Annotated in this window: 25 protein-coding genes and 1 pseudogene; 9 read left to right on the top strand and 17 right to left on the bottom strand. The window is 38.6% G+C overall.

Annotated features, from left to right (window positions below; genetic code table 11):
• Nucleotides 1-13: 13 nt before the first annotated feature.
• On the bottom strand, nucleotides 14-1087 hold the full coding sequence (locus tag J416_RS06430) for a tetraprenyl-beta-curcumene synthase family protein (protein ID WP_003467067.1): 1074 nt from the start codon (nucleotides 1085-1087) through the stop codon (nucleotides 14-16).
• Nucleotides 1088-1171: 84 nt separating this feature from the next.
• Here J416_RS06430 and J416_RS06425 point away from each other — a divergent pair, with 84 nt between their 5' ends.
• Nucleotides 1172-1693 (top strand): gamma carbonic anhydrase, encoded by a 522-nt coding sequence (locus J416_RS06425; protein WP_003467065.1) that lies wholly within the window; start codon nucleotides 1172-1174, stop codon nucleotides 1691-1693.
• 10 nt (nucleotides 1694-1703) lie between these two features.
• Nucleotides 1704-2567, top strand: a complete 864-nt coding sequence (locus J416_RS06420; protein WP_003467064.1) for a C39 family peptidase — start codon at nucleotides 1704-1706, stop codon at nucleotides 2565-2567.
• Here the strand turns inward: J416_RS06420 and asnB are convergent.
• From asnB to J416_RS06390, 6 genes are all read right to left on the bottom strand, one after another.
• The gene (asnB, locus tag J416_RS06415; protein ID WP_003467063.1) at nucleotides 2564-4450 is read right to left on the bottom strand and encodes an asparagine synthase (glutamine-hydrolyzing); all 1887 of its coding nucleotides are present in this window, start codon (nucleotides 4448-4450) and stop codon (nucleotides 2564-2566) included. The genes J416_RS06420 and asnB overlap by 4 nt on opposite strands.
• A gap of 148 nt (nucleotides 4451-4598) precedes the next feature.
• Nucleotides 4599-5795, bottom strand: a complete 1197-nt coding sequence (metK, locus tag J416_RS06410) for a methionine adenosyltransferase (protein ID WP_003467062.1) — start codon at nucleotides 5793-5795, stop codon at nucleotides 4599-4601.
• 171 nt (nucleotides 5796-5966) lie between these two features.
• The gene (gene ytkD / locus J416_RS06405; protein ID WP_003467061.1) at nucleotides 5967-6449 is read right to left on the bottom strand and encodes an RNA deprotection pyrophosphohydrolase; all 483 of its coding nucleotides are present in this window, start codon (nucleotides 6447-6449) and stop codon (nucleotides 5967-5969) included.
• 15 nt (nucleotides 6450-6464) lie between these two features.
• On the bottom strand, nucleotides 6465-7028 hold the full coding sequence (locus J416_RS06400; RefSeq protein ID WP_003467060.1) for a hypothetical protein: 564 nt from the start codon (nucleotides 7026-7028) through the stop codon (nucleotides 6465-6467).
• Between the two features lie 109 nt (nucleotides 7029-7137).
• Nucleotides 7138-7449 carry a hypothetical protein gene (locus J416_RS06395; RefSeq protein WP_003467059.1) on the bottom strand — a complete coding sequence of 104 codons (312 nt, stop codon included), beginning with the start codon at nucleotides 7447-7449 and terminating at the stop codon, nucleotides 7138-7140.
• Nucleotides 7450-7815: 366 nt separating this feature from the next.
• The gene (locus tag J416_RS06390) at nucleotides 7816-8652 is read right to left on the bottom strand and encodes an ABC transporter ATP-binding protein (RefSeq protein ID WP_003467058.1); all 837 of its coding nucleotides are present in this window, start codon (nucleotides 8650-8652) and stop codon (nucleotides 7816-7818) included.
• A gap of 253 nt (nucleotides 8653-8905) precedes the next feature.
• Here J416_RS06390 and J416_RS06385 point away from each other — a divergent pair, with 253 nt between their 5' ends.
• Nucleotides 8906-10153: a DNA polymerase IV gene (locus tag J416_RS06385; protein WP_003467057.1), complete on the top strand. Its 1248-nt coding sequence runs from the start codon at nucleotides 8906-8908 to the stop codon at nucleotides 10151-10153.
• Here J416_RS06385 and J416_RS06380 read toward each other — a convergent pair.
• From J416_RS06380 to J416_RS06360, 6 genes are all read right to left on the bottom strand, one after another.
• Nucleotides 10144-11625, bottom strand: coding sequence for an o-succinylbenzoate--CoA ligase (locus J416_RS06380; RefSeq protein ID WP_003467049.1), 1482 nt, complete (start codon nucleotides 11623-11625; stop codon nucleotides 10144-10146). The genes J416_RS06385 and J416_RS06380 overlap by 10 nt on opposite strands.
• Before the next feature lie 92 nt (nucleotides 11626-11717).
• Entirely contained in the window at nucleotides 11718-12536 is an 819-nt protein-coding gene (gene menB, locus J416_RS06375; RefSeq protein WP_003467048.1) for a 1,4-dihydroxy-2-naphthoyl-CoA synthase, read from the bottom strand.
• Nucleotides 12514-12762 carry a hypothetical protein gene (locus J416_RS16200; RefSeq protein WP_052000939.1) on the bottom strand — a complete coding sequence of 83 codons (249 nt, stop codon included), beginning with the start codon at nucleotides 12760-12762 and terminating at the stop codon, nucleotides 12514-12516. Before J416_RS16200 ends, menB begins: the two co-directional genes overlap by 23 nt.
• Nucleotides 12729-13346 carry an alpha/beta fold hydrolase gene (locus tag J416_RS06370; protein WP_003467046.1) on the bottom strand — a complete coding sequence of 206 codons (618 nt, stop codon included), beginning with the start codon at nucleotides 13344-13346 and terminating at the stop codon, nucleotides 12729-12731. Before J416_RS06370 ends, J416_RS16200 begins: the two co-directional genes overlap by 34 nt.
• A gap of 17 nt (nucleotides 13347-13363) precedes the next feature.
• A complete protein-coding gene (gene menD / locus J416_RS06365) occupies nucleotides 13364-15085 on the bottom strand; it encodes a 2-succinyl-5-enolpyruvyl-6-hydroxy-3-cyclohexene-1-carboxylic-acid synthase (protein ID WP_003467045.1) in 1722 nt (573 codons plus the stop codon).
• The gene (locus tag J416_RS06360) at nucleotides 15086-16468 is read right to left on the bottom strand and encodes an isochorismate synthase (protein ID WP_003467031.1); all 1383 of its coding nucleotides are present in this window, start codon (nucleotides 16466-16468) and stop codon (nucleotides 15086-15088) included. It lies immediately after the preceding gene.
• A 239-nt stretch (nucleotides 16469-16707) separates the two neighbouring features.
• Between J416_RS06360 and J416_RS06355 the strand changes: the two genes are divergently transcribed.
• Both J416_RS06355 and J416_RS06350 read left to right on the top strand, forming a co-directional pair.
• Entirely contained in the window at nucleotides 16708-17652 is a 945-nt protein-coding gene (locus J416_RS06355; protein WP_003467021.1) for a 1,4-dihydroxy-2-naphthoate polyprenyltransferase, read from the top strand.
• 66 nt (nucleotides 17653-17718) lie between these two features.
• Nucleotides 17719-18087, top strand: coding sequence for a PaaI family thioesterase (locus tag J416_RS06350; protein WP_003467018.1), 369 nt, complete (start codon nucleotides 17719-17721; stop codon nucleotides 18085-18087).
• 223 nt (nucleotides 18088-18310) lie between these two features.
• Here J416_RS06350 and J416_RS06345 read toward each other — a convergent pair whose 3' ends face one another.
• The gene (locus tag J416_RS06345) at nucleotides 18311-19375 is read right to left on the bottom strand and encodes a M20/M25/M40 family metallo-hydrolase (RefSeq protein ID WP_003467016.1); all 1065 of its coding nucleotides are present in this window, start codon (nucleotides 19373-19375) and stop codon (nucleotides 18311-18313) included.
• 66 nt (nucleotides 19376-19441) lie between these two features.
• On the opposite strand from J416_RS06345, the gene J416_RS06340 reads away from it, so the two are divergent.
• Complete coding sequence (locus tag J416_RS06340; RefSeq protein WP_003467014.1) at nucleotides 19442-20452, top strand: potassium channel family protein; 1011 nt, start codon at nucleotides 19442-19444, stop codon at nucleotides 20450-20452.
• A gap of 54 nt (nucleotides 20453-20506) precedes the next feature.
• On the opposite strand, the gene J416_RS06335 is transcribed toward J416_RS06340, so the two are convergent.
• Both J416_RS06335 and J416_RS06330 read right to left on the bottom strand, forming a co-directional pair.
• Nucleotides 20507-20911: a YugN family protein gene (locus J416_RS06335; protein WP_003467013.1), complete on the bottom strand. Its 405-nt coding sequence runs from the start codon at nucleotides 20909-20911 to the stop codon at nucleotides 20507-20509.
• 89 nt (nucleotides 20912-21000) lie between these two features.
• Nucleotides 21001-22346: pseudogene (locus tag J416_RS06330) on the bottom strand (glucose-6-phosphate isomerase).
• A 190-nt stretch (nucleotides 22347-22536) separates the two neighbouring features.
• Here J416_RS06330 and J416_RS16195 point away from each other — a divergent pair.
• Complete coding sequence (locus J416_RS16195; RefSeq protein ID WP_003467011.1) at nucleotides 22537-22668, top strand: DUF378 domain-containing protein; 132 nt, start codon at nucleotides 22537-22539, stop codon at nucleotides 22666-22668.
• Between the two features lie 231 nt (nucleotides 22669-22899).
• On the opposite strand, the gene J416_RS06320 is transcribed toward J416_RS16195, so the two are convergent.
• Nucleotides 22900-23238: a CvfD/Ygs/GSP13 family RNA-binding post-transcriptional regulator gene (locus J416_RS06320; RefSeq protein ID WP_003467008.1), complete on the bottom strand. Its 339-nt coding sequence runs from the start codon at nucleotides 23236-23238 to the stop codon at nucleotides 22900-22902.
• A 298-nt stretch (nucleotides 23239-23536) separates the two neighbouring features.
• Between J416_RS06320 and J416_RS06315 the strand changes: the two genes are divergently transcribed.
• The gene (locus J416_RS06315) at nucleotides 23537-24346 is read left to right on the top strand and encodes an alpha/beta fold hydrolase (RefSeq protein WP_003467006.1); all 810 of its coding nucleotides are present in this window, start codon (nucleotides 23537-23539) and stop codon (nucleotides 24344-24346) included.
• A gap of 22 nt (nucleotides 24347-24368) precedes the next feature.
• A complete protein-coding gene (locus J416_RS06310) occupies nucleotides 24369-25559 on the top strand; it encodes a MalY/PatB family protein (RefSeq protein WP_003467004.1) in 1191 nt (396 codons plus the stop codon).
• Nucleotides 25560-25582 lie beyond the last annotated feature (23 nt).

Below are 25582 nucleotides of genomic sequence, written 5' to 3'. Positions count from 1 at the left end.
GAATCGTGATCTTTTACGATTTACCAGCCAAACGGTTATATAATTTAATGTTCCAGTGGAAAAACTGTGACCGAAAGCCACTCGTTTTGATCAATGTTTTCGCTGTACGATCACCAGCTTCTAACTTCCTCACTTTTGGATCAGCCAAATATAAACCGACCAAACCATGCTGAATCATTTCATGAAACGATTGATCCGGTAGCCCTTGCACTTGATGATTGGTTTGTTCAATAAAATATTTAAGGCGATTCTCTAATTCTTGTTCATCCTGATAATAGTTGCAAAAATTCAAATCGCCTTCTTCCCAGTCCTCTTGTTGATCAATGAAATAATCAAGCATTATATGTAATCCTTGTAAGTACGGAAAATAACTCTGATAAATCCGTTCAGTCAAATGATGATCAATCGATCCACCTAAACCATAAGATACCATACAGAAAATACCTAAAGTTGAACCCGTACAAGCAGAAAACTCATACCAACTCAACATTGGCCATTGGCTTTGATAGGTGGCAAACCAATTTTCCAGTCGTGGAATTCTTTCCTCATGAATGACATGCTTATGTACTTGCAGGTCGCTGTACAGCTGTTCTAATTTTATAATATAGGGATGAATCACGTGTAATGAATCTACTTCTTGAAGCACTTCTCGACACGTGTTTACTAAATCGACTAAATAATTGGCATCCTCTCGATCATCGCGATACACATAATAGTCCTGGATCGAGTTTGACAAGGTCAGAGCATCTTCCATGGACTGGTGAAGCATGCGAAAGTCAGTCGGATCCATCGATGTACTGCGATCACATAAATTATCCAAATAATCGCTAATCGTCTGGTACGCCACAATAAAACGCACTGCTCTCTTCCAGTCCTCGCCAGCTAACAGACTATATACAGAACCACCCTGGCAATGGAACTTTTTTGATTCGATACTTGCTAAAGCTTGCGTACGTAATTCAAGATTGGGGATACCTTCTGCTCGTGCTCTCCAATAACGCAATTCTTTATTCACTTGTGGAAAAATTTTTTGATACACTTGTTTCATTAATATAGGTGCTTTCGTTGGAACTTTGTTGGTCACCATGTTCCCCTCACTTTTTTTCTGTTTCACGAATCATCTACAAAATATGATATCATACATGTAAAGCAACATAAGGAGGTTTGCTTCATGCGTTATCCTTATAAAGATTATTTCCCTGCAATAGATACAAGTGCTTTTGTCGCAAGTGATGCCGTACTCACTGGTGACATCGAATGCGGTGCGTATACAAGTATTTGGTTTAAAACCGTTATTCGCGGGGATGTAGCCCCAGTGAGAATTGGTGCTTATGCTAATATACAGGATTTATCTCTTTTACACCAAAGTCCTGATATGCCTTTAATAGTTGAAGATTATGTCACCATTGGCCATCAAGTGACGCTCCATTCAGCAAAAATACGAAAACATGCCCTCATTGGTATGGGATCGGTCATTCTTGATGGTGCCGAAATTGGTGAAGGTGCCTTCATCGGAGCAGGTAGCCTCGTTCCTCCAGGAAAAAAGATTCCTCCTGGTGTATTAGCGTTTGGGCGACCAGCCAAAGTCATTCGAGATCTCACCGATGAAGATATCGAAGACATGCAACGAATTCAACAAGAATATGTTGACAAGGGACAGTATTATAAACAACTAGAAAATAAACAGGAGTGAAGTAGCACTAATGGTTGGCCCTTTATTTATTGTATCAATGATTTTCGCATTCTTTTTATTTTTTGCTTATCAGCGTTTTCAGAAAAAAATTTTTCAGATCATGGCCATGCTATACTTTGTTTTATTTAGTATGACTAGCCTCGGTCTTGGTGGCTATCTCATATATACGTCTGACATCAATTTAATTCATGCCATCAGTTTGCCATCAGATGAAAATCGAAAAGTAACAAATCACCAACCAATCCATAAAACAATGTCAACGAAAAGACAACGCTCAGTCCAAATGCAAATACCGAAAGCGAGACAGTTTCCTGAACTCCCTAGAGGATGTGAGGTAACGAGCTTGTCTATGTTATTGCGTTATCATGAGATCACGATTGATAAGCTTCAATTAGCAGAACAAATCAAAAAAGATACCACTCCTTATCAAGTGAAGAATGGAAAGGTTCACTTTGGCAATCCTCACAACGGATTTGTGGGAAGTATGTATACGTATGATCAGCCAGGTTATGGTGTGTATCATGAGCCGATTTATCAATTAACCAAACAACATGCTGGCAATCGTGCCGAAAATTTAACGAAATCGTCTTTTACCGAAATTCTCAATCGAATTCACCAAAAACAACCGGTTCTCATTATTACGAATATCACTTACGAACCATTGCCACAATCTTCGTTTCAAACATGGCAAACACCTGACGGCCCGATTGAAGTGACAAGAAAGCAACATGCGGTTGTGATCACTGGATATGATGAGAATGATATTTATTTTAATGATCCTTATGATGGTGAACATAAAAAAGCTCCCAAACGACCATTTATTGCTGCTTGGGAGCAAATGGGGAAGCAAGCCGTTACGATAACCAATCGTTAAACGAGTTTGCTTTCCTTCTTGTTTTCGGTTTGTAATTTATCAAAGTCATATTTATTTTCGATAAAAATCTGATGCCATAGCATAAATACAATAACCGTCCAAAGCTTACGGCTATAATCTGCTTTACCTAAGCGATGATTTTCCAACATTTGTTCAATCATTGGCTTGTGCAATAAATGGTCGGTTTCACTTTCTCGAATGAGTTGTAATGTCCAATCATAAATTTCATTCTTTAGCCAATGTCTAATGGGGACAGGAAAGCCTAATTTCTTTCTGTCCAACACATGATCAGGAACAATTCCCCTTGCTGCTTGACGCAAGATATGTTTCGTCGTACCTTGTGCAATGTTTAATTCAGCAGGTATCTGACGAGCCACCTTAAACACTTCTTGATCCAAAAATGGTACACGCAATTCCAAGGAATGAGCCATCGACATTTTATCTGCTTTTAATAAAATATCACCACGTAACCAAGTATGGATATCGACATATTGCATTTGATGCACGAAGTGACTATCTTTCACTTGTTGATACAGTGGTCTTGTCACTTTTTGATAAGGTTGGTTCTTATCATATTGAACTAACATTTGTTGTTTGGCCTTCTCTTCAAATATCTTAGCATTGCCGATATACCGATCACTAAGCGGTGTCGTCCCTCGTTCTAAAAAGCTTTTTCCTTTCACACCTTCAGGTAAGGTATTGGCTATCCAACCTAACATTTTGTTAAGTGGATTCGGAATCGATTGAAACATCTTTAATGATTCTGGCTCACGATAAATATTATATCCTGTAAACAGTTCATCGGCTCCTTCACCAGATAACGCCACCGTTACATGTTTTTTGGCTTCTCTTGCTACAAAGTATAACGGAACACAAGCAGGATCAGCCAACGGATCATCCAAATGCCAAATTATGCTTGGCAGCTGATCCATGTATTCTTCAGGCGAAATCACATATCGGTAGTTCTCTACTCCTAAACGATCAGCTGTTTCCTTGGCAACATCCATCTCTGAATAACCGTTCTGTTCAAAACCAACTGAAAAGGTTTTAATCTCTGGATGATAATATTTAGCGATAGAAACAATGAGTGAAGAATCAATTCCACCTGATAAGAACGAACCTACAGGAACATCACTTCGCAAGTGTACATCGACTGAATCATACATTACCTGTTGTATTTTATCGATCCAAACATTCTCTTCCTGTTTGACGGAAGGTTGGAAAAAAGCATGAAAATAACGAGTGAATATCATTTCTTCTCCAGGCTGTTTTACAAAATAATGACCAGGTTCTAATTTCTTAATCGATTGATGCATCGTATCTGGTTCGGGAACATATTGAAACGTTAAATAATTTTGTAACGCTTTTACATCGACGGTATCTTCTGCAGAAATAATACTTTTCTTCTCTGAACCAAAATATGTACCTTGTTCAGATTCTTTATAATATAATGGTTTGATACCGAATGGATCTCTTGCACCATAAAGTGTTGCTTCCTGCTTGTCCCATATTAAAATCGCAAACATTCCTCGCAGATACTGAAAAGCTTCGGTACCATATACATCAAACATGGCTACCACAACTTCTGAATCCGAATCTGTTAAAAATGTATGTCCTTGTTCCATTAACTGATTTCGCAATTCAATAAAATTGTATATTTCGCCATTAAATACCATCCAATAACGTTCATCATCATATGGAAAGGGTTGGTGACCACTTTCAATATCGATAATACTCAATCGTCGAAAGCCGAAAGCTACATAATCATCCTGATAATATCCTTCATCATCAGGCCCGCGATGATAGATCATTTGATTGCGGTAATTGTATTCTTCAAATTCTTTTGATGGTTGATTTTTCATGATGCCTATAAAGCCACACATTTTGCCCCTACTTTCTACCTTTGATTATCCTATAAGACGAATTCCTTCATAATAATATTTCACTTTTACATCTTTTTATACAATTTTGAAACCAAGTGCTCTGTTCACTTGGTTTCATGTTTTAAGACTATATTATTATACGAAGTCATTAATGATTTGACAAGTAATCATTTAACAATTCCACTTTATCCGTTTTTTCCCATGGAAATTCAACATCCGTACGCCCAAAATGCCCATAGGCGGCCGTATCGCGGTAAATCGGACGACGTAAATCTAACATTTTAATAATACCAGCTGGTCGTAAATCAAAGTGTTTGCGAACAGCATCAACCAGTACTTCTTCTGAATAGTCGCTTGTACCAAATGTATTAATTGAAATCGAGACCGGTTGAGCAACACCAATCGCATAAGCAAACTGAACTTCACACGCCTCTGCTAATCCTGCTGCCACAATATTTTTCGCCACATAACGCGCAGCATAAGCAGCTGAGCGGTCTACTTTTGTCGCATCTTTACCACTAAAAGCACCACCGCCATGGCGTGCGTAACCACCATATGTATCGACAATGATTTTTCGTCCCGTTAACCCTGCATCACCTTGAGGCCCACCAATTACAAATCGACCGGTTGGGTTAATAAAGTATTTCGTTTCTTCATCTAATAACGCTTCTGGTACAACGGGATTGATGACTTTATCAGTTACATCGGCTTGAATTTGTTCTAACGTTATATCCTGATGATGTTGGGTGGAAATAACGATCGTATCAATACGCTTTGGCTGGTTGTTCTCGTCATATTCAACCGTAACCTGTGTTTTTCCATCTGGACGCAAGTATTCTAACGTCTTATCTTTACGCAAATCACTTAACTGTTTCGCTAACTTATGCGATAAACTAATCGGTAATGGCATTAATTCTGGTGTTTCATTAATGGCATATCCAAACATCAGTCCTTGGTCACCAGCACCAATTGCTTCAATTTCGTCATCGGTCATATGCCCTTCTCTTGCTTCTAATGCTTGGTCTACCCCACCAGCAATATCAGCCGATTGCTCATCAATCGCTGTCAGAACGCCACATGTTTCTGCGTCAAATCCATATTTCGCTCTTGTATACCCGATATCTTTAATGGTTTCCCGCACAATTTTAGGAATATCTACATAAGTAGAGGTAGTGATTTCTCCTGAAACTAACACTAATCCCGTTGTTATCGTTGTTTCACAAGCCACTCGGGCATTCGGATCATTTTGTACAATTTCATCTAATATAGCATCAGAAATTTGGTCACTAATTTTATCAGGATGCCCTTCTGTCACCGATTCTGATGTAAATAAGCGTCGATTCATGTTTCTTCCTCCTTCTAAACTACTAACGACCGAACATCTTCTTTTATTTTAACACGACAACAGTATGTAAAATAGGTATTCATATTAACTATACAACGAATCAACAAAAAATGCACGAAGAACACTTGTTGAATGACGAGAAACCAAAAAAAACATATAACTAACGTTCAGTTAGCTATATGTTGGCACCCCTATCTCTTCCATATAATTGATACTGTCCGATAATACATTATCTTTCATAATAAAACTATATTCATTGTTCGTGCGAATGTTTTTCGGTAAATGCTCAAGCAATTTGGGGCCTAATGTTTCATAGTAGGTTGATTGCTTTTCAATCGATCGTATAGCAGCAAAGTAAATATTTTTCGCTAATTGTTCTTTTTTCCCTGCCACATAATATTGACCAATATATTCTAAGCAATCCACTTTACCGCCTGTCTCTTCGTAGACTTCACGAATCGCAGCTTCTTTTGGTGTTTCATTTTTTTCTACTTTACCGCCTGGAAATTCTAAACCACGATAGCGATGTTTCGTAAGCAACCAATATTTTTGATAACGACAAATGACCCATACGTGTTTCGGTGATGGGTCAAATGGATGGTCCTCAAAAGAGAGTTTAACTTTATTGTTGTAATAATCATAAAAAGTTTTCATAGTATCATACGACCTTTATTTTCTGTCTATACTGGAAATTTTCCATGTCCCATCGATATATTCAAATCCAATGGTAATGGTATACTCTCCATATAAATCCGTTTGATTCGTTTGTTGAATAACGACATGTTCATTCTCTTCTTCTATTTTCTCATATGTGTTGTCATTGTCAAACCATGCTGGTGTTTCAGTTGGAACAATATATAATCCTTCTTCCTTTTCTTTATAATAAAAATCAATATATGGTTTGGCAACTTCTTTGTTCATAAACGATTCAAATTCTGATAATAGTTCTTTCTTCGTATCATAGTTTTTTACGCGATAATTCTTATCAATGTCTTGTACTAACGTATCCATAAACTGGTCTGTTTTCTTTACAATATCTTCATGTGTCAATTGATGTTGGCTTTCTAGAAATGAAGCTTGAATATTCATGGTTTTCTGTGTATTTGTTTTTTCTATTTGTGCGGCATGGGAAGTGACCGTATATTGTTGCTTATTACTTTGTAACTGAATGACAGTCGCAGTAAAAATAGATAAGCATAAGACCGTAATAATCATGATGCTAATTTTTTTCATATTCTCCCCTCCAATATTGCCTTGTATTATTACTATTCCTTTTTCGCGATTCTGTTAAACATGATTCCCCATTGTTTATTCATATAGACGTATAAAAGCTATATTTGTTTCACTTTTCTAATATGCCCATTTCATTAATATCTTTTTTTGTTTTTTCATCGCCTAACTGATAAATCATTTGGATCACTTCGGTCATGCCTGTATCATAATCATCATTTTGTGGATCGTTATGATACGGGGTAAATGGTATATGAGATCTTACATATGAACGCATATCAGCATCATGGATGTCATTAAATTTTTCCCGTAGCAAAAAAACTTCTTCCCCTGTTGCATATATCGTAAAATCATTGTTGTTTCCATAAACCATCTGAGATATTTCCTGCGTACCTAAATTCACATAATATTTCTTCTTTTCCATGACACCATCCCTCCTTCACGTTAGTGTATGTCTCTCCGCTCAAAACATGTATTGGTGAAATGGATCACTTAATGACAATTACGAATGGATATTCGATGGACAATACGAAGATTTTCGCGATAAGACGCACATCGGCTTTTTTTCATGCAAACGGTATGCGCTAAGTCTTCTGTTTGCAGGATAAATGTCATATTTTATGCAAACAGGTGCTCTTCTTTCTTTCATTTGATGCGTATATTTATTTTCGATGCAAACAGTTACCTCCAGTCATTTTGTTTGACACAAATTCTATCCTATCCCTTAACATAAAAAAAGCTGCCCCATACGCCAATTAAATGACGTTGGGACAGCTTACAATATTCTTATTTATGAACCTGTCTGTTGTTGTCGCGATTCCTCTACCGCTTCTTTAATTAAGCAACGCCCTCGGCCATGAGGAATACACATTGGTGTGCCGAACATCGGATCATACATGACATCACATTTCATTTGGAACACATCATGTACAAGTCCGCAATTAATGATCTCCTCTGGTTTTCCTTGAGCATATACCTTCTTATCTTTAATGGCAACGATATGATGCGCATAACGACATGCTAAATTCAAATCATGAAGTACCATGACGATCGTACTGCCTCGTTCTTCGTTCAATTCAAACAACAAATCTAAAATCTCAATTTGATGACTCATATCAAGATATGTGGTCGGTTCATCTAATAAGATCGTATCTGTGCCTTGAGCTAATGTCATAGCAATCCAAGCACGCTGTCTTTGACCACCAGATAAAGAGTCAACAGACCGATCTTTTAATGTGTTCATATTCGTTGCATCTAATGCTTCATGAACTGCCTTTTCATCTTCATCCGACCATCTTTTAAACATTTTCTTATATGGATGACGACCTTGTTTCACTAAATCCTCTACTGTTAATCCTTCTGGGCTTGTTGGACTCTGTGGTAATATAGCAAGTTGTTTAGCTACTTCTTTCGTCGGAACCTTCGCAATATCCTCACCGTTTAATACAACGTCTCCTTGTTGCGGCTTTAATAACCGTGCTAATGAACGCAGTAACGTCGATTTTCCACATCCGTTCCCGCCAATAAATACCGAAATTTCCCCTTTCGGTATCGTTATATCTAAATCATCGATCACTACTTCATCGCCATAACCGAGCGTCAAATCCTTTGTAACTAATGTGTCCATCTTAGAACCTCTCCCTTGCTCGCGCCTACTCTATTTGCACCGTAACTCGTTGATTCAAACAACATCGATTTTTAATTTTTGGATGGAACGGCGAATTTCTATCCCCTAGTGTATTCTTTTTTTGATGATAAGTCAATGATAATCCTTATCAATTAACATTTTAAAAGACAAAAATTACCGCTTTTCATTTCTTCGAACAGATCGTATACTATAACAGAACAAATGTTCCTTTTATTTAGAGAGGTGAGATATGATGGATTACCATTTGCTTCCTCGACATCAAATACTATGCATCGATATGCGCTCCTTTTATGCTAGCGTTGAATGTGTGAAACATGGCTTGAATCCTATGCGAGACATGTTAGCTGTTGTTGGTGATAAAAGACGCTCAGGAAGTATCATTTTAGCTGCTTCCCCTGCTCTCAAACGAAAACATGGTGTCAAAAACGTTAGTCGTTATTTCGAACTACCATATGACCCAGACATTTATGTTGTAGAAGCGAAAATGGGCGATTATGTTAACGTATCCATTGAGATTACGAAGCTACTTTACCAATATGTACCCAAAGAAGCGATCCATCCGTATTCGGTTGACGAAATGTGGATTACAGTTGATGGATTAGAAAAATTGTATGGTGGAGCCTATCAAATGGCCACAATGCTTCAAGAAGAACTTTACGAAACTATGGGATTACATTGTGCCATTGGTATTGGTGATAATAAATTTTTGGCCAAAGTCGTCATGGATTTATACGCCAAAAAGCAAGGAATTACGGCATGTCATTATGAAGATGTGGAACGTTTGCTTTGGCCCATTCCGATTGAAAAAGTTTGGGGCATTGGTCAACGCCTCACTCACCACTTAAACCGTATGGGGATTCTTAATTTGGGCCAACTGGCTCATTTCTCACTCGACCGATTAAAGAAACGTTTTGGTGTGATCGGTGAACAACTTTACTGGCATGCATGGGGCGTTGATCTAAGTCCTGTATATGATCAATTTGTCAAAGAAGAACAGAAAGGTTTTGGGCACGGGATTACGTTACTCCGAGATTACAGCGCCGAAGAAACACGAACTTGCATCCTCGATTTAACAGAAGAAGTGTGTCGCCGTGCACGCACCCATCAAAAAGCAGGTCGAACCATCCATCTCAGTATCGGGTACGCTAACAATAAAGGCGGGTTTCATCGATCGCGTTCAATTGATCTCCCCACCAATATGACCATGCATATGTATCATATTTGTTTGCAGTTGTTTCACACGTTTTATGATGGCCATAGTCCCATCCGTCGTGTATCTGTGAGCTTAGACAATTTATATGATGATAAAGAAACGCAACTGGATTTATTTGATGATCAAGAAAAGAAAAAAGACCTTGGTTATGCAATGGACGCAATACGTGAGAAGTATGGATCAACCGCTATTCTACGCGCTACTAGCTATACAGAAGCTGGCATTACTCGTGAACGCAGTAAAAAAATCGGGGGACATTACGCTTGATGTTTTGTCCCCCACTCTTTTAAGCGGTGACGTTGTAATTTATTGGTGGCGTTACGTGGTAGATCGTCAACAAAATGAATCTGCTTTGGTACTTTGAATGAAGCTAGATTCTTTTTACAATGGGACAAAATCGTCTCTTGATCAATGGTTTCAGAAAGAACCACAAATGCTATCGGCACTTCTCCCCACGTTTGATTCTTTATTCCAACAACTCCCGCTTCATTAATTGCGGAAAGTTGTAATAAAACGTCTTCTACTTCAGCAGGATAAATATTTTCGCCACCCGATATGATTAAATCACTTCGACGATCAACAACATACAAAAAGCCTTCATCATCTACATATCCAACATCACCCGTATATAACCAGCCATTTTGAAAAACAGATTGATTCGCATCAGGTCGCTGATAGTATCCTTTTGTCACCATTGGTCCACGGACAACAATTTCTCCAATTTGACCGGTTGATTGCTGCTTTTCATCTTGCCAAATTTGTAATGATGCCGGAAACAACGCTTTCCCTGCCGAGCCAAGTTTCCGCAGTGCATCAGATGCGGATAAAGTCGCAATTTGCGAACAAGTTTCCGTCATACCATACGTTTGCACAATTGGCACTTCTTTTTCTCTTGCTTGTTCTAATAAAGATTTTGGTGCTGGCCCTCCACCAAGAAGCATGCAGCGAAATGTATCAGGATACCGTTGATCGCCCAGCACATGTAATAAACGTTGGCATGTTACAGCGACAACTGAAATCATCGTCACCTGCTGATACATAATCGCATCATGCACCTGCTTTTCATCAAATGTTTCCAATAAATAAATGGGCATACCGTAAATCACACTTTTGATCACAATCGACAAGCCACCGATATGAAATAAAGGCAAACACGCTAACCATTTATCAGATGAGTATAATCCTAAATGAAGCGCAGACGAAATAGCACTTGACCAGTGATTATTAAATGTGTGCATCACCGCTTTTGGTATACCAGTCGTACCTGAAGTGAACATCATCGAACATACGACGTCTAAATCAATATCAGTAGCCACTGAAATAGATAGTGGCTGACACTGTTTCACTTCCCTAAACGTATAATGCGGTAGATTTTTTTCATCAGCTAATTCTTTTCCTATCGTATGATATTGATCGGCTGTCAGTAACATTTCGACGTCCGCTATGTCACATTGTTGTTTGAGCTCAGCAATGGATAGACGCGTATTGAAAAACACAGCTGGACATTGTAAATATGTACATGCGAAAAAATGTAAAATCATATCGACAGAATTATTGGATAGAATCCCAATATGTGACGTTTCTTTCGGACCTATGGACGCCACTCGCTTCGCAAGATCACACGCTGCATCTCTTAATTGTCGAAAGGTCCATACTTCACCAGTCACTGTCTCAATTGCGGTATCATGTGGTGATAAATGGGCCCGTTTTTCTAACCAATGCTCCATTATATGACTCATTATTCCACCTCCTCAGCTTGTCGTATCTATCGAATATGAAAAATCCAGCAACATACCATCACGAGTTGCTGGATTACAAATGATTTCATTCATTAAGGGAAGCGAGGGAATTGTTTAAAGTCAGGTTTACGTTTTTCTTTAAAGGCATCGCGTCCTTCCTTCGCTTCATCTGTCGTATAATAAAGCAATGTAGCGTCACCGCCCATTTGCTGTAAACCAGCTAAGCCATCCGTATCAGCATTAAAGGAGGCTTTAAGGAAACGCAATGCTGTTGATGATTTTTCTAAAATTTCTTCACACCATTGAACCGTTTCTTCTTCTAGCTTGTCCACAGGCACGACGGTATTTACTAATCCCATATCTAGCGCTTCTTCAGCACTATATTGGCGACACAAATACCAGATTTCGCGTGCTTTCTTTTGACCAACGATGTTAGCTAGTAATCCAGCACCATAACCAGCATCGAAGCTGCCTACTTTTGGTCCAGTTTGTCCGAAGATCGCATTGTCAGCTGCAATGGTTAAGTCGCATACGACGTGTAATACGTGGCCTCCACCGATTGCATAACCAGATACCATGGCAATGACTGGTTTTGGAATCACACGAATCAAACGCTGTAAGTCTAATACATTCAGTCTTGGGATATGATCATCACCGACATACCCGCCATGTCCGCGTACTTTCTGATCACCGCCAGCGCAAAACGCCTTGTCTCCAGCACCAGCTAATACAATGACGCCAATTCGCGAATCATCACGTGCATAACTAAAGGCATCAATTAATTCATTCACTGTTTGCGGACGAAATGCATTGCGCACCTCTGGACGATTAATCGTTATTTTTGCAATACCATCATATGTTTCATATAGAATATCTTCATATGTACGTTCATTTATCCATTCTACTGTCATTTGTCTTTCCTCCTGTTTGTTTGATAGTGTTCATTACAATTATACCAAAAATTTGCGCTTGTTCCACATGAATTGCATGGCCACTCTGTTTTACCTGCTTTACTTGACTGTTCGGCAATCGCTCATCCATTTTTTTAGCCAAGCTTACAAATTTCTCATCCCACTCGCCCACCAATAGACAAACGGGAAGCATCAACTGACATAGATTGTCCCACAAAGAAGGCATAACGCCAGTCCCATTCCTTCAAGTGATAAAGCAAGTCCTTCAGCATGTTGACACAAGCGTTCATCGCGTATTTCGCTCTGTACGTCAATAGGTAGCTGTTTTTGCGATTGAAAGAGAGGAATGTTCTCCCAATAATCGACAAACTCAACTAACGTATGTTGACGAATAAAATCAGCAAGCGATTGGTCTTGTTGCGCGCGATGTTTTCGTTCTTCTACCGATTCGATTCCTGGTGATGCACTCTCTAAAATAAGAGAGCGTGTCCATGAAGGAAACCAAGAGGCAAACGACAACGCCACACGTCCTCCCATCGAATAACCAATTACATGTACCGATGAAATCATTAATTTCTGCAGTATTGATGCAATATCACGGCAACATTCTTTTATAGAAACAGGCTGAGAAATCTTTGTCTGTCCATGCCCCGGCAAATCGATAAAAATGAATTGAACATCTTTCGGTTGTTGATCCAGTAAAAAATGCCATGTCTTCGTTGAACCTGTAAAACCATGTAAAAACAAAACGGGATCGCCTTGCCCAAAAGTCTCTACCCAATACGTCCGTTGATTCACATCAATGTACATGTTCACTCATCCTTATATCATGAAAGCAATTTTTGTTCGACTTGTCTCCATTTTTCGCGATGCCATTGTACATTTTCCGAACGGTCTGTTTGCACTTCAATCAGCGAGATGCCAGACGTTTGATAACTTCGGGATAAAGCTGTTACAAATTCATCCCACGTTTTCGTATCCTCATAATCGACGGAGTACGCGCGAGCGAGGTTTTCAAAATCCATCATCGTCGGCGTTCCGAACAATGCTTCATAATGTTCTGACTCCATGTTTGCCTGTGGCAAGAAAGAGAAAATTCCCCCACCATCATTGTTCACTAACACAATCGTAAGATCAAAATCGTAGTGCCGCGCTAACAACAAACCATTCAAGCTATGTAGCATAGAAACATCGCCAATGACTAATGTGACTCGCTGTCCCTTCGCTGATGCACCTAATGCACTCGATAACATGCCGTCAATTCCATTCGCTCCTCGATTCGCATAAATTGAAAGTGATTGTTGTTGGTTTTGCCAAAATGTATCGACATCACGAATTGGCATACTATTTCCGACATATAAGATGCTATCATCAGGAATTTGTTGCTGAATTCCGATCATCACTTGCCCTTCTGTCATCCTATCAGTTGTTGTCTCTTCATGTAACACGTTTTTAGTTGTCTGATTGATCATTTTCCAACGATTAAGCCATTCTTTTCTTAACGGATCAACGATATCTGTTAATTGTTTAGCTACTAAAGGAGGTGCCGCAAAAATGAAAGAACTTCCCTTTAGCGCGGGTTCCCGATAGCCTTCTGGATCATCAACAATGATCTGAGTGATATGATCTTGACGTTTGATAAACTGTAATAATGACTTGGATACGGGCATGGCACCAAATCGAACCACAAAATCAACAGCTAATTGATCGCGCACGGCTTCTGAACGTAAAAAAGAATCATAGGCATCGATTACGTTCTCTTGTGACTGTCGAAACGAGCGCAATTGTGATAAAGGATCAGCTAAAATCGGTATATTCCATGCTTCCGCTAAATGCACCAGCGCTTCAGGTAATTGGTGCGAATCATGCGGCCCACAAATCATAATACCTCGCTGCTTATCAGCAATTTTTGACAAAAGAAAGCGTAATTGGCTCTCATCTGCGAATCGATCACCAGTGATGGACGGGATGACGTCTCTCTCTCCCCAGATATCATCAAGCGAAAAATCAGGAATTAAAGGTTCACGGAAAGGAAAATTCAGATGTACGGGACCAGCATGCGGTTGTACAGCCGTTGACACAGCACGATTGGCATGATTTTTTGCGTATTGTAACATTTCCGTTGACGCTTCGGGTAGTGCCATTTCATGAAACCATTTCGTATAATCACCGTACAGTTTGATTTGATCAATCGCTTGAGGAGCACCCACATCACGTAATTCATGCGGTCGATCTGCCGTTAACACAACTAATGGAATGCGACTTTGTCTCGCTTCAATCACAGCTGGAAAATAATTGGCCGCAGCCGTTCCCGATGAACAAACTAAAGCAACAGCTTGTTGATTAGCTTTTGCTATCCCCAACGCAAAAAAGCCAGCCGAACGTTCATCAATATCAATCCATGTCCTTATTCCTTGATGTTCGGCCATCGTTAGAGCTAACGGTGTTGAACGAGAACCTGGTGAAATGACGACATCTTCAACACCACTCAAATATAATTGCTGGATGAAATGGCCTACATATTTCGTTAAAGCTATTTGATCTACCATTTATAACCCTCCTAATGCTTGTAGCATGGGGGTAAACTTTATCGTCGTTTCACTAAATTCAATGTCAGGATCAGAATCTTCGACGACACCACAACCAGCAAATAACGTGGCTGAGCTTTTATTCACTAGGGCTGAACGTATCGCGACAGCAAACTCACCATTAAAATCTTGATCGATCCAACCAATCGGAGCTCCATACCACCCACGCTGCATTTGTTCATATTTGCGAATAAAGTGTAATGATGCTAAACGCGGAAACCCACTTAACGCTGGTGTCGGATGCAGTTTAGCTACTACGTCTAATATCGTATACTCATCCCGTAATTTTGCACGTACTGGCGTATATAAATGTTGTAAATTTTTCAAGCGATAAAGTTGTGGTTCATCAGGTATATGAACATTTTCTGCAAAGCTACGAACGGCTTCTTGGATCATATCAACGACAAATTGGTGTTCTCTTCGATTTTTTTGATCATTCATCAAAAAGCTTCCCATTTGTTCGTCTTTCTCAGCACTCTCCCCCCTTGGCGCTGTTCCGGCTAAGCAAGTAGATAACAAATGTTGCTCATCAACACGCACTAACCTTTCTGGCGTCGCGCCGACAAAGCAAGCATCTTCCGTTTCCCATGCGAATAAATAACTATTTTTCTGCTCACGGCGCAGATGCTCTAATACTTGACTAATCACTATTTCATGATGATACGTAACTTCCATTTGACGTGCTAAAACAACTTTACTCATTTTATTTTCTCGTATCTCAGCCGTTGCTTGTCTCACTAATTGCTTCCATTCCTCTGTTTGTTTCTCTTGTTTAGAGGCGATTGCATTTGTGAATAGAGGATGAAATGGCGCCGATAGCAAATACTGTTTATCTTCAACCAATTGAGCTGATAGCGTCTCAATATCCTCATCATGCTCTACCATGACATTGATCGTCAAAAAATAATGATCTTTATCTTTCGTCAATAAAAATCTTGGCACTCGAAACTGGCTCCCTTCAAAGCCTTGCCAATACTGGTTTGTATCGGCATCGAAAGGAAAACCACCAAATGCGATTGGGCCAACTTTCTGATTAGAAAAGGGATGCTCCACAACCGTATGTTCTAATAACTCCTGCCACAGCACACTTATTTGACGATACGTGTCATTGTTGGCATGTAACGTCATTTCGTTACCAATTCCAACTAAAAAAAAGTCATGATCAGCGCTTGACCAAAACGTTCTCGGTACTTGATACTGACTTCCCGATTGAAAGAAAAGAATCGGATCGATCGGCGCAATCGGTTCAGCTATGCTTAACAAAGCTCTCTTACCTTGTTCAATGGCCTTAGTTTTTGCTTTTTGTAACGCTTGTTCTATATTAATTTCTTTTATCTCTATCATTTATAACCCTCCGTTATCATAGGGCAAATATCATAAACGCTATTTATTATAGTACAAATCATTTCTTTTTGAAATAGATGCAAACTATTACTAGTATAACAAAAAAACATATTCACATGCTTGATTGGCGACTATATAAGAGATGAATACGATGATCACTTGATTGACACAACATATACAATTCAATAAACTTAAAAATGATATTATTTTTTTATCTTATGTATCAAGGAGATTGAACAATGACATATACGAAAGTAAACGCAGAAAATCGTGTCAAAGAAAAACCAGGATTTCAAGTATGGTGGCGATTGCTCCGTCCTCATACATTAACGGCTTCATTTGTACCTGTTTTCATTGGCACTATGTTAGCATTATTAGATGGTAAATTCCATTTCCTATTATTCATTACCATGTTACTCGCATCCATTATAATTCAAGCAGCGACAAACATGTTTAACGAATATTATGATTATAAACGCGGATTAGATAATGAAGAATCAGTCGGCATCGGCGGAACCATTGTGCGCGATGGCGTTTCTCCACAACTCGTAAAAAAATTAGCATTTGGATTTTTTGGACTTGCCATGCTATTAGGCATATACATTTGCATTGAATCTAGCTGGTGGATCTGTCTCGTCGGACTTATATGTATGTTATGTGGTTACTTGTATACAGCTGGTCCATATCCGATCGCCTATAGTCCATTGGGTGAAGTTGTCTCTGGTCTCTTAATGGGAACAGCTATTATCGGAATTAGTTATTATATTCAAACGCTCTCGATAAATTGGGATGTGATTCTTATCTCAATACCAGTGGCAATATTCATTGGCTGTATTTTATTATCAAACAGTATACGCGATTTAGAAGAAGATCAAGAAAACGGCAGAAAAACGTTAGCCATTTTACTTGGAAGAGACAAAGCCATTTATTTATTAGCAGGTTTGATGATTAGCGCTTATTTGTTGAGTGCAATATTTATGATGATCGGGCTACTTCCTATCTACAGTTTGATCAGTTTATTTGCCATTAAAAAAACGAAACAAGCTATTATCCTATTTAAAGCGAACACAACCAATATTGGGATGGCACCTGCCATGGGAGCAACAGCCAAAACAAATACCATGTATGGAATGCTGATTGGCATGTCGCTCTTGATTCACTACTTTTTCCCACTAAGTTTGTAACGGCAAGTTCTCACTTGTCGTTACAATTTTAAGGCATCATTTATTTGATGAAAGGAGATCACACAATTGTCACATACACTTATGGATACACTCGGCATGGAAACGATCAAAACATCAAAGGAAGAAGTGATGATTAACATGCCAGTCACAGATACTGTAAAACAACCAATGGGATTTTTACATGGCGGAGCGACGGTTGCCCTAGCTGAAACTGCTGCCAGTGTTGGTGGACTCCAGCAAATTGATACAACTCAACAATCAGTCGTTGGTGTGGAAATTAACTGCAATCACATCAAAGCAAAAAAAGATGGCGTTCTTACAGCAAGTGCCACACCATTACATATCGGCAAACAAACAATGGTGTTTTCCATTACCGTTACTGATGAAAAAGAACAACTTATCGCAACATCTCGTTGCACACTAGGGATTATTTAAAGAGATCCGCACCTCATTATAACTTGAATCCCTAGTGAAGTTAGAAATTAATAGGAAATCTTCTGATTACTCCCGCTCGGTTTCCCGGTAAATCATAAATTACTGGGAAATCTCCTGATCACTCTCGCTCGGTTTCCCGGTAAATCATAAATTACTGGGAAATCTCCTGTTCACTCCCGCTCGATTTCCTGGTAAATCACAATTCACCTCTTTGACCCGCTCATCACGAGTCATCTTCTAACGGTTTTAAACTTTCTTTTCCAGACAATGATTCGATAAAAGCTACTAGTAACGCGATTTCTTCTTCCATATCTTTTATACTTACCGTTTCAACTGGAGAATGCATATATCGCAACGGCAATGATACTAAACTAATCGGTACGCCTTCACCGGTCAATCGCATGCGGTCTGCATCTGTACCTGTACTACGAGGTGTCAATTCATATTGGACTTCCATATTTAACTGTCTCGCTGCTTGTTCTAACAAGCGATTGAGTTTTCGATTGATCGGCGCACCTTTTGCAAGAACAGGACCACCATCTAGACGAATATCGCCATATTTTTGCTTATTAACATGTGGATAATCAGTCGCAAATGTCACATCACACGCAATAGCAGCATCTGGTTTTAAACCGGCTGCAGCAAAAAACGCGCCTCCCATATTCGTTTCTTCATTCACGGTACTCACCGCATAAACACCAATCTGTATATCTTTTGCTTTTAATTCCTTTATCACTTCTGCTACCATAAATGCACCTGTACGATTATCAAGACCACGCCCCGATACATATCGGTCGAATAAGACTTCAGAATCTCGCCGATAAACAACTAAATCACCTATCTGAATATGAGCGAGTACTTCCGCTTTATTTTTAGCACCACAATCAATAAATAAATCTTCTACATCAAAATCACTTTTGACACCACCATGATGTTGTGCATTCACACCAATCACACCGTTTAATGTATCTTCGTCACCAATGATTTCAACCTTCATTCCAATGGCCGCATTCGGATTAATACCACCCATTTTATCGACATAAACAAAACCATTCTCATCAATTCTCGTAACAACAAAAGCGACCTCATCACAATGTCCAGCTAATAAGACATGAAAATCAGCATCTTTATTCACAATAGCAATCGCATTGCCAGCATTATCTGTTTGAATCTCATCAGCATATGGCCGAACTTGATGAATCCATTTCTTTTGAATCTCCATTTCTAAACTAGATGGCGATGGTGTATGTAGTAATTCCATTAAAAAATCCATACGTTCTTGTTTCATGTTATCTATCCTTTCTATGTATGATTTTTCGAGTAAGATCACAAACTATTTTCTGGTGATGTACATATGTTCTGGAATCGATTTGTGAAATTATACTTTCATCTACCCACATTTATCCGTTTACTCTTCACCGTATTCTTTCTTATGACCGTTTTTGGTTATTTGATTCATATCATTGAACCTAAGCATTTTCCGACTTTTTTTGATGGCGTATGGTGGGCATTTGTTACCGGATCGACAGTTGGTTATGGCGATTATGTACCATTAAGCACGGTCGGACGAACCATTGGCATTCTACTTATACTTGCTGGCGGAGGGCTGGTGACATTTTATATGGCGACATTATCGGCAGGCACCATTAAACATGAACAGGATTTAACCAAAGGAAGAGTTTCCTACAAAGGAGCGAATCATCTTGTTGTCATTGGTTGGAATGAACGAACCAAACAATTAATGAAGATGATTAAAAAAGCCGATCAACAAATGGATGTTGTATTAATCGACCACTCCTTATCCAGTCTATCCTATCAAAAAAATAACATCCATTTCATTCATGGTGATCCAACTTCTGATCAAATTTTACAAAAAGCAAACATTAAACATGCCAAATACGTAGCGATTACCGCCGATCCAGAAAAGATCGAGGATGAAGCCGATCAACAAACAATCTTAAATATTATTGCAGCGAAAGGAAACAATCCTGATGCTCATGTGATTGCTGAAATTTTAACCGAAGCACAAAAGAAGAACGCCAAACGTGCTGGAGCAAATGGAATCATTCGATCAAACCGTTTTATGAGTTCATTATTTTACCAGGAAATTTTTCGCACAACACCGATTCAAGCGAGTAATATTATCGCACAAACATTAGAGGAGCAACAGTTTTACGCGATTGAAATTCCTCATGAACTTGTTGGCAATGATTTCAATGACGTGATTCAACATTATATTCAAGAGGAAAAAATTTTAACAGGCATTATCCGGAATGAAGAATTATTCATTCACCCACCTTTTCACAAAAAATTACAAAAAGAAGATCACTTACTCTTTTTAGACCCCATAACAAAACATATGTAATCATAAAGTTGAAAAATGAAGCTTGGCCATGGGTAAGCCAAGCTTTTTACTGAATTATTTAATTAGTAAACCTTCCAAGCGTTGCAATGCTTCTTTTCCTTTTTCGATGTATTCATGGGGAATATCAGCATCTTTTTCTACGGGTGTCTGAAATTGATTGACAGCTCCTTCAAGCGCGCCACTACTTGCGTAAGCGTCGACATCATTTTTGTAGCGATGTGACAAGAGATAAGGTTGATCAATTTGGACCATCGCTTCTTTCTCATCGAGCGAACCTTGAAGCGCACGAAACGGTATGCGCAGAAAATGATACGCACCATCATCTGCTAATTTCAAATCAAAATAACCATGATCATATTCCCAAGCACCACCAAGTGACATACCATATGTTTCTAGCTTCTCTTGTAACTGAGTAAAAGGGTATACTTTCTCATTTATTGACGATTCTAACGGATACATCCAATCACCTCTTACGTTTACTTTTACCCGTCCCTTCACTTTTATGTATAAAAAAACTCCCCTCCGTAAAAGGCGAGGAGTATTGCATTTTATAAACGTTTTTCTAACTTTTCTTTTTCTTCTTCAAATCCAGGTTTACCAAGTAAAGCAAACATATTTTTCTTATACGCTTCTACACCCGGTTGATCAAATGGATTCACACCAAGTAAGTATCCGCTAATCGCACATGCTTTTTCAAAGAAATAAACAATGTATCCGAATGTATATGCATCAAGCTTCGGCAAATGAACAAGTAAGTTCGGAACATGTCCATCCGTATGCGCAAGTAATGTACCTTGGTATGCTTTTTGATTTACATAGTCGATGGTTTGTCCAGCTAAATAATTTAAACCGTCAAGATCTTGGCTATCCTTTTCAATCGTAATATCAGATTTAGGTTCTTCCACATGAAGTACCGTTTCAAAAATATCACGACGACCTTCTTGAACGTATTGGCCGAGTGAGTGAAGGTCAGTGGAGAAGTTGGCACTAGATGGGTAAATGCCTTTGAAATCTTTTCCTTCACTTTCTCCGTATAATTGTTTCCACCATTCAGCAAAATATTGTAATGCAGGCTCATAATTAATCAACATTTCAATGGTTTTCCCTTTGTTATAAAGGATGTTACGAACGGCTGCATATTGATACGCAGGATTTTTATCCATATCTGGTTCGCTTAACTCTTGTTGTGCTTGTTGGGCCCCTTGCATCATGCATTGATATCAATACCACTAACAGCAATCGGCAATAAGCCTACAGCCGTTAATACCGAATAACGACCACCGACGTCATCTGGTATAACAAAGCTTTCATATCCTTCTTCATTCGCTAATGTTTTTAAGGCACCTTTTTCTTTGTCTGTCGTCGCATAAATTCGCTTACGTGCCTCTTCTACACCGTATTTATCCTCTAGGAACTTGCGGAAAATACGGAATGCGATCGCAGGCTCAGTCGTTGTACCACTTTTAGAAATCACATTGACCGATACATCTTTATCTTTTAACAGATCAAATAAATCATTTAAATAAGGTGCACTAATACTATTTCCCACAAAGAAAACTTGAGGCGTATCGCGTTGGTTACCGGCTAATTCATTATAAAATGTATGATTTAACATTTCGATGGCTGCACGCGCACCTAAATAAGAACCACCAATACCAGCAACTAAAAGCACATCGGAATCAGACTGAATTTTTTTAGCCGCTTTTTGAATACGGTCAAACTCTTCTTTATCATAATCTGTCGGTAAATTCACCCAACCTAAGAAGTCATTCCCAGCGCCTGTTCCATTATGTATCATGTCATGCGCTAATCGTACGGGTTCCTTTAAATAATCGATTTCATGTTGCCCGAAAAAGTCAAGCGCTTTTTCGTAGTCAAAACGTACATGTGTCATTCTTTGACCCTCCATTCATTTATCTCACTATTTTAATGTACCGAATCCACCGATGTAAATCAAGCGTTGTAACATGAGAATTTGAAAATTTCTGAATGTTTTGCTGTAAGATGACAATCCAATCAAACATTTCATGTATATTCGCGAATCATCGGTTAGAAACTAAAAATATAAGAAAGGAGAGTGACTTATGGATAATACTTGGAAAAAAATAGCTTTGTTGTTCATTATAATTGGAGCCATCAATTGGGGGTTAATCGGTTTATTTGAATTTGACCTTGTTGCAACTTTATTTGGTGGTGGTAGCAAGAAGGCATGTTAGCAAGATCATTTATATTATTGTCGGAATCAGTGGGTTATTTAGTATTGCCTTCTTGTTTGATTCGAACAATGAACCCGAATCCACTTCGTAAAAAGTGAGACATTCGGACAAAAGAATGGATGAATGATGAATACCCGAATGTTAGCTGTTTATGTCAGTTAATATTCGGGTATGTTGGAAATTAATATGCATTTTAAAAAATGAATTTCCTTTTGCCCCAGTCTCTTTCGTTTATTGTGATTGCTTGATCCATTCGTTCAATTTGTTCTTTAGTGTATGAAAGCCTTGATTGACTTCATGTTCTGAAGTATCACGATTTTCTTCTTGTACTAAAGCTCGCATGGATAAGGCAAAGCGGGATTGATCTTTGTCAATATGGAGAATTTTCACTTTGATATGATCCCCTTTTTGCACATATTGATGAATGTCTTTTACAAACCCATTCGTAACCTCAGATATGTGCACAAGGCCTTTCACATGATCATCTAATTCGACAAATGCACCATATGATTGCACGCCTGTGACTGTTCCTTCGACGATATCCCCTTCTTGAAAAACTTTATGAGTCATATTCTCAACTCCTTATATTCAAAACTTGTCCAACTAGGAACAAAACGACGTAATGGTAAGTCTTGCTTGATATATGTCCTTGCGCTTAAAAACTTTTGTTTATTTATGACTTTACGTAATATTAGCATAACGGTTTGTCATATCGCAAAGCAAATAACAAAAAATGATTGATTTTATGTTTAATGAGAAGTGATTCGGGTAATACTATTGTACGTAAGACTTTCTCGTATTCCCCCTGGACAGCAAAGCGATTCTATTCGCTTTGCTTATTTTTTTAGGTTAGGAAAGGAATCAGCGTATGGCTACAAGTTTTCGATATCATAACCATGTGATCCATTATCAATATAAGATCAGTAAACAAAAAGACGCGACACAACATATTCTGTTATTACACGGATTTCTTGCTTCCATGTATTCTTTTCGTAACATATGCTCCAAATTACAAGAGAAATTCCATGTTATTACAATCGATATCCCTCCATTTGGTTTCAGTTCAAAAAATGCCCAAGCTACCTACACATACCGAGAAATGACGAGTGTTATTGCAACTTTATTAGAAAAATTGCAAATCGATCGACTTCATATTATTGGCCATTCCATGGGCGGTCAGCTGGCCCTACGATTTGCTTATCACTATCCTAATCACGTGAATCAACTGACATTACTGGCACCTTGTTGTTTTATGAAGAAAACACCTTTCTTCGTAAACCTGGCATGCAGAGCCCCTTTGGCTAGTACATATACACGTCACCTATTACGAAAAAAGGGTGTGCGGGAAATACTGCGTCAATCTGTTTTTCATGATACAATAATAAAGGATAAGATGATCCCCCCATACAAACAGCCATTTCAAGATAAGCAGATTTATCCTTGTTTATTACGATGGGTAGAAGATCATGAAGGAGATTTAGACGAGACACAACTTCGTCAAATTCAGCAACCAACCACTATTTTTTGGGGGATTGAAGATGCCATCCTTCCAGTTGAATTAGCATATGAACTCATTCGTTTTTTACCGAATGCTGTCTTACATGTTCTTTCAGAGGTTGGCCATTTGATCCCGGAAGAAGCGACATACACCGTCGCGTCCTTCTGTTTAACAGAATAGACTACATAAAGGAGATGCCATAATGAAACAAGAATTTCAAAAAGTTATTGACCGTAAGAATACTCGAGCGGTGAAATGGGATTTGGTTCAATCACTATATGGATCGGATGATGTACTACCAATGTGGGTAGCCGATATGGACTTCCAAGTGCCAAGTGCCGTCAGAGAGAAACTCACTGAGAAAGCTCAACACGGTATTTTCGGTTATACATTTACAGATACACCATTAAATAAAAACATACGTCATTGGATTAAAAATGAGCACGATTGGGATATTTCTGAATCATGGATTATTTACAGCCCAGGAGTAGTCTCTACTCTTTATATGGCCGTGCAAGCATTAACTGAAAAAAATGATCAAATCTTAATTCAGACACCCGTTTATCCACCATTCTATAAAGTGATTAAAGATCATGACCGTCAAATTGTAGAAAATCCATTAACGTTAAAAGATAATGAGTACAAAATAGACTTTGACGATTTTGAACAAAAATTAAAAAATGGTGTAAAAGCGTTTATCCTTTGTAACCCGCACAATCCAATTGGAAGAGTTTGGACGAAAGATGAATTGCAACAAATGATTGATCTATGTAAAAAATACAATGTCTTCATTTTCTCTGATGAAATTCATGCTGATCTTGTATTTGAACCACATCGTCATATTCCGATTGCATCACTTGATGAGGAAATCAATGATCAAACCATTACGTTAATGTCACCGACGAAGACTTTTAATTTAGCCGGTTTACAAGTATCATACGCTGTCATTTCTAACAAGGAATTACGAGACGCTGTACAAGGAATGTTGCATAAGCAAGGACTTAATATGATTAATACGATGGGGGTTGCTGCCATCGACGCTGCCTATAGTGGTGGGAAAGAATGGTTAACACACTTAAAAGAACACTTGGAAGAAAATATAGACTACGTAGAAGAACAATTCAAAGATCGAGCTGATGTCACATTTATCCGTCCAGAAGGCACCTATTTGCTTTGGTTAGACTTTCGCTCACTCGGTCTCAACCATGACAATCTAAAGAAATTCATACAAGAAAAAGCAAAAGTCGGATTAAATGACGGTATGTCTTTTGGAGAGGCTGGAAGTGGCTTCTTACGAATGAATGTAGCATGCCCATTGGAAACCGTTAAAGAAGGGGTACAACGAATCATTCATGCACTTGATAATGAAGACATCACCGCTTATCAAAAATAACAGTCGATAAAGAAAAGAAGTAA

Source organism: Gracilibacillus halophilus YIM-C55.5 (assembly GCF_000359605.1).
GTDB lineage: Bacteria > Bacillota > Bacilli > Bacillales > Amphibacillaceae > Gracilibacillus > Gracilibacillus halophilus.
The sequence above is the reverse complement of the archived record's forward strand: the minus strand, read 5'-3'. Positions and strand labels throughout refer to the sequence as shown.

Bases quoted from the DNA above. Each gene is read 5' to 3' on its own strand.
- J416_RS06430 (WP_003467067.1), bottom strand. From the start codon at position 1,087: ATGGTGACCAACAAAGTTCCAACGAAAGCACCTATATTAATGAAACAA.
- menD (WP_003467045.1), bottom strand. From the start codon at position 15,085: ATGGTAGATCAAATAGCTTTAACGAAATATGTAGGCCATTTCATCCAG.
- metK (WP_003467062.1), bottom strand. From the start codon at position 5,795: ATGAATCGACGCTTATTTACATCAGAATCGGTGACAGAAGGGCATCCT.
- J416_RS06380 (WP_003467049.1), bottom strand. From the start codon at position 11,625: ATGAGTCATATAATGGAGCATTGGTTAGAAAAACGGGCCCATTTATCA.
- J416_RS06425 (WP_003467065.1), top strand. From the start codon at position 1,172: ATGCGTTATCCTTATAAAGATTATTTCCCTGCAATAGATACAAGTGCT.
- J416_RS06335 (WP_003467013.1), bottom strand. From the start codon at position 20,911: ATGTATCCGTTAGAATCGTCAATAAATGAGAAAGTATACCCTTTTACT.
- J416_RS06395 (WP_003467059.1), bottom strand. From the start codon at position 7,449: ATGGAAAAGAAGAAATATTATGTGAATTTAGGTACGCAGGAAATATCT.
- J416_RS06385 (WP_003467057.1), top strand. From the start codon at position 8,906: ATGGATTACCATTTGCTTCCTCGACATCAAATACTATGCATCGATATG.
- J416_RS16195 (WP_003467011.1), top strand. From the start codon at position 22,537: ATGGATAATACTTGGAAAAAAATAGCTTTGTTGTTCATTATAATTGGA.
- J416_RS06370 (WP_003467046.1), bottom strand. From the start codon at position 13,346: ATGTACATTGATGTGAATCAACGGACGTATTGGGTAGAGACTTTTGGG.
- J416_RS06340 (WP_003467014.1), top strand. From the start codon at position 19,442: ATGTTCTGGAATCGATTTGTGAAATTATACTTTCATCTACCCACATTT.
- asnB (WP_003467063.1), bottom strand. From the start codon at position 4,450: ATGTGTGGCTTTATAGGCATCATGAAAAATCAACCATCAAAAGAATTT.
- J416_RS06400 (WP_003467060.1), bottom strand. From the start codon at position 7,028: ATGAAAAAAATTAGCATCATGATTATTACGGTCTTATGCTTATCTATT.
- J416_RS16200 (WP_052000939.1), bottom strand. From the start codon at position 12,762: ATGCCTTCTTTGTGGGACAATCTATGTCAGTTGATGCTTCCCGTTTGT.
- J416_RS06390 (WP_003467058.1), bottom strand. From the start codon at position 8,652: ATGGACACATTAGTTACAAAGGATTTGACGCTCGGTTATGGCGATGAA.
- J416_RS06320 (WP_003467008.1), bottom strand. From the start codon at position 23,238: ATGACTCATAAAGTTTTTCAAGAAGGGGATATCGTCGAAGGAACAGTC.
- J416_RS06315 (WP_003467006.1), top strand. From the start codon at position 23,537: ATGGCTACAAGTTTTCGATATCATAACCATGTGATCCATTATCAATAT.
- ytkD (WP_003467061.1), bottom strand. From the start codon at position 6,449: ATGAAAACTTTTTATGATTATTACAACAATAAAGTTAAACTCTCTTTT.
- J416_RS06355 (WP_003467021.1), top strand. From the start codon at position 16,708: ATGACATATACGAAAGTAAACGCAGAAAATCGTGTCAAAGAAAAACCA.
- menB (WP_003467048.1), bottom strand. From the start codon at position 12,536: ATGACAGTAGAATGGATAAATGAACGTACATATGAAGATATTCTATAT.
- J416_RS06345 (WP_003467016.1), bottom strand. From the start codon at position 19,375: ATGAAACAAGAACGTATGGATTTTTTAATGGAATTACTACATACACCA.
- J416_RS06420 (WP_003467064.1), top strand. From the start codon at position 1,704: ATGGTTGGCCCTTTATTTATTGTATCAATGATTTTCGCATTCTTTTTA.
- J416_RS06360 (WP_003467031.1), bottom strand. From the start codon at position 16,468: ATGATAGAGATAAAAGAAATTAATATAGAACAAGCGTTACAAAAAGCA.
- J416_RS06310 (WP_003467004.1), top strand. From the start codon at position 24,369: ATGAAACAAGAATTTCAAAAAGTTATTGACCGTAAGAATACTCGAGCG.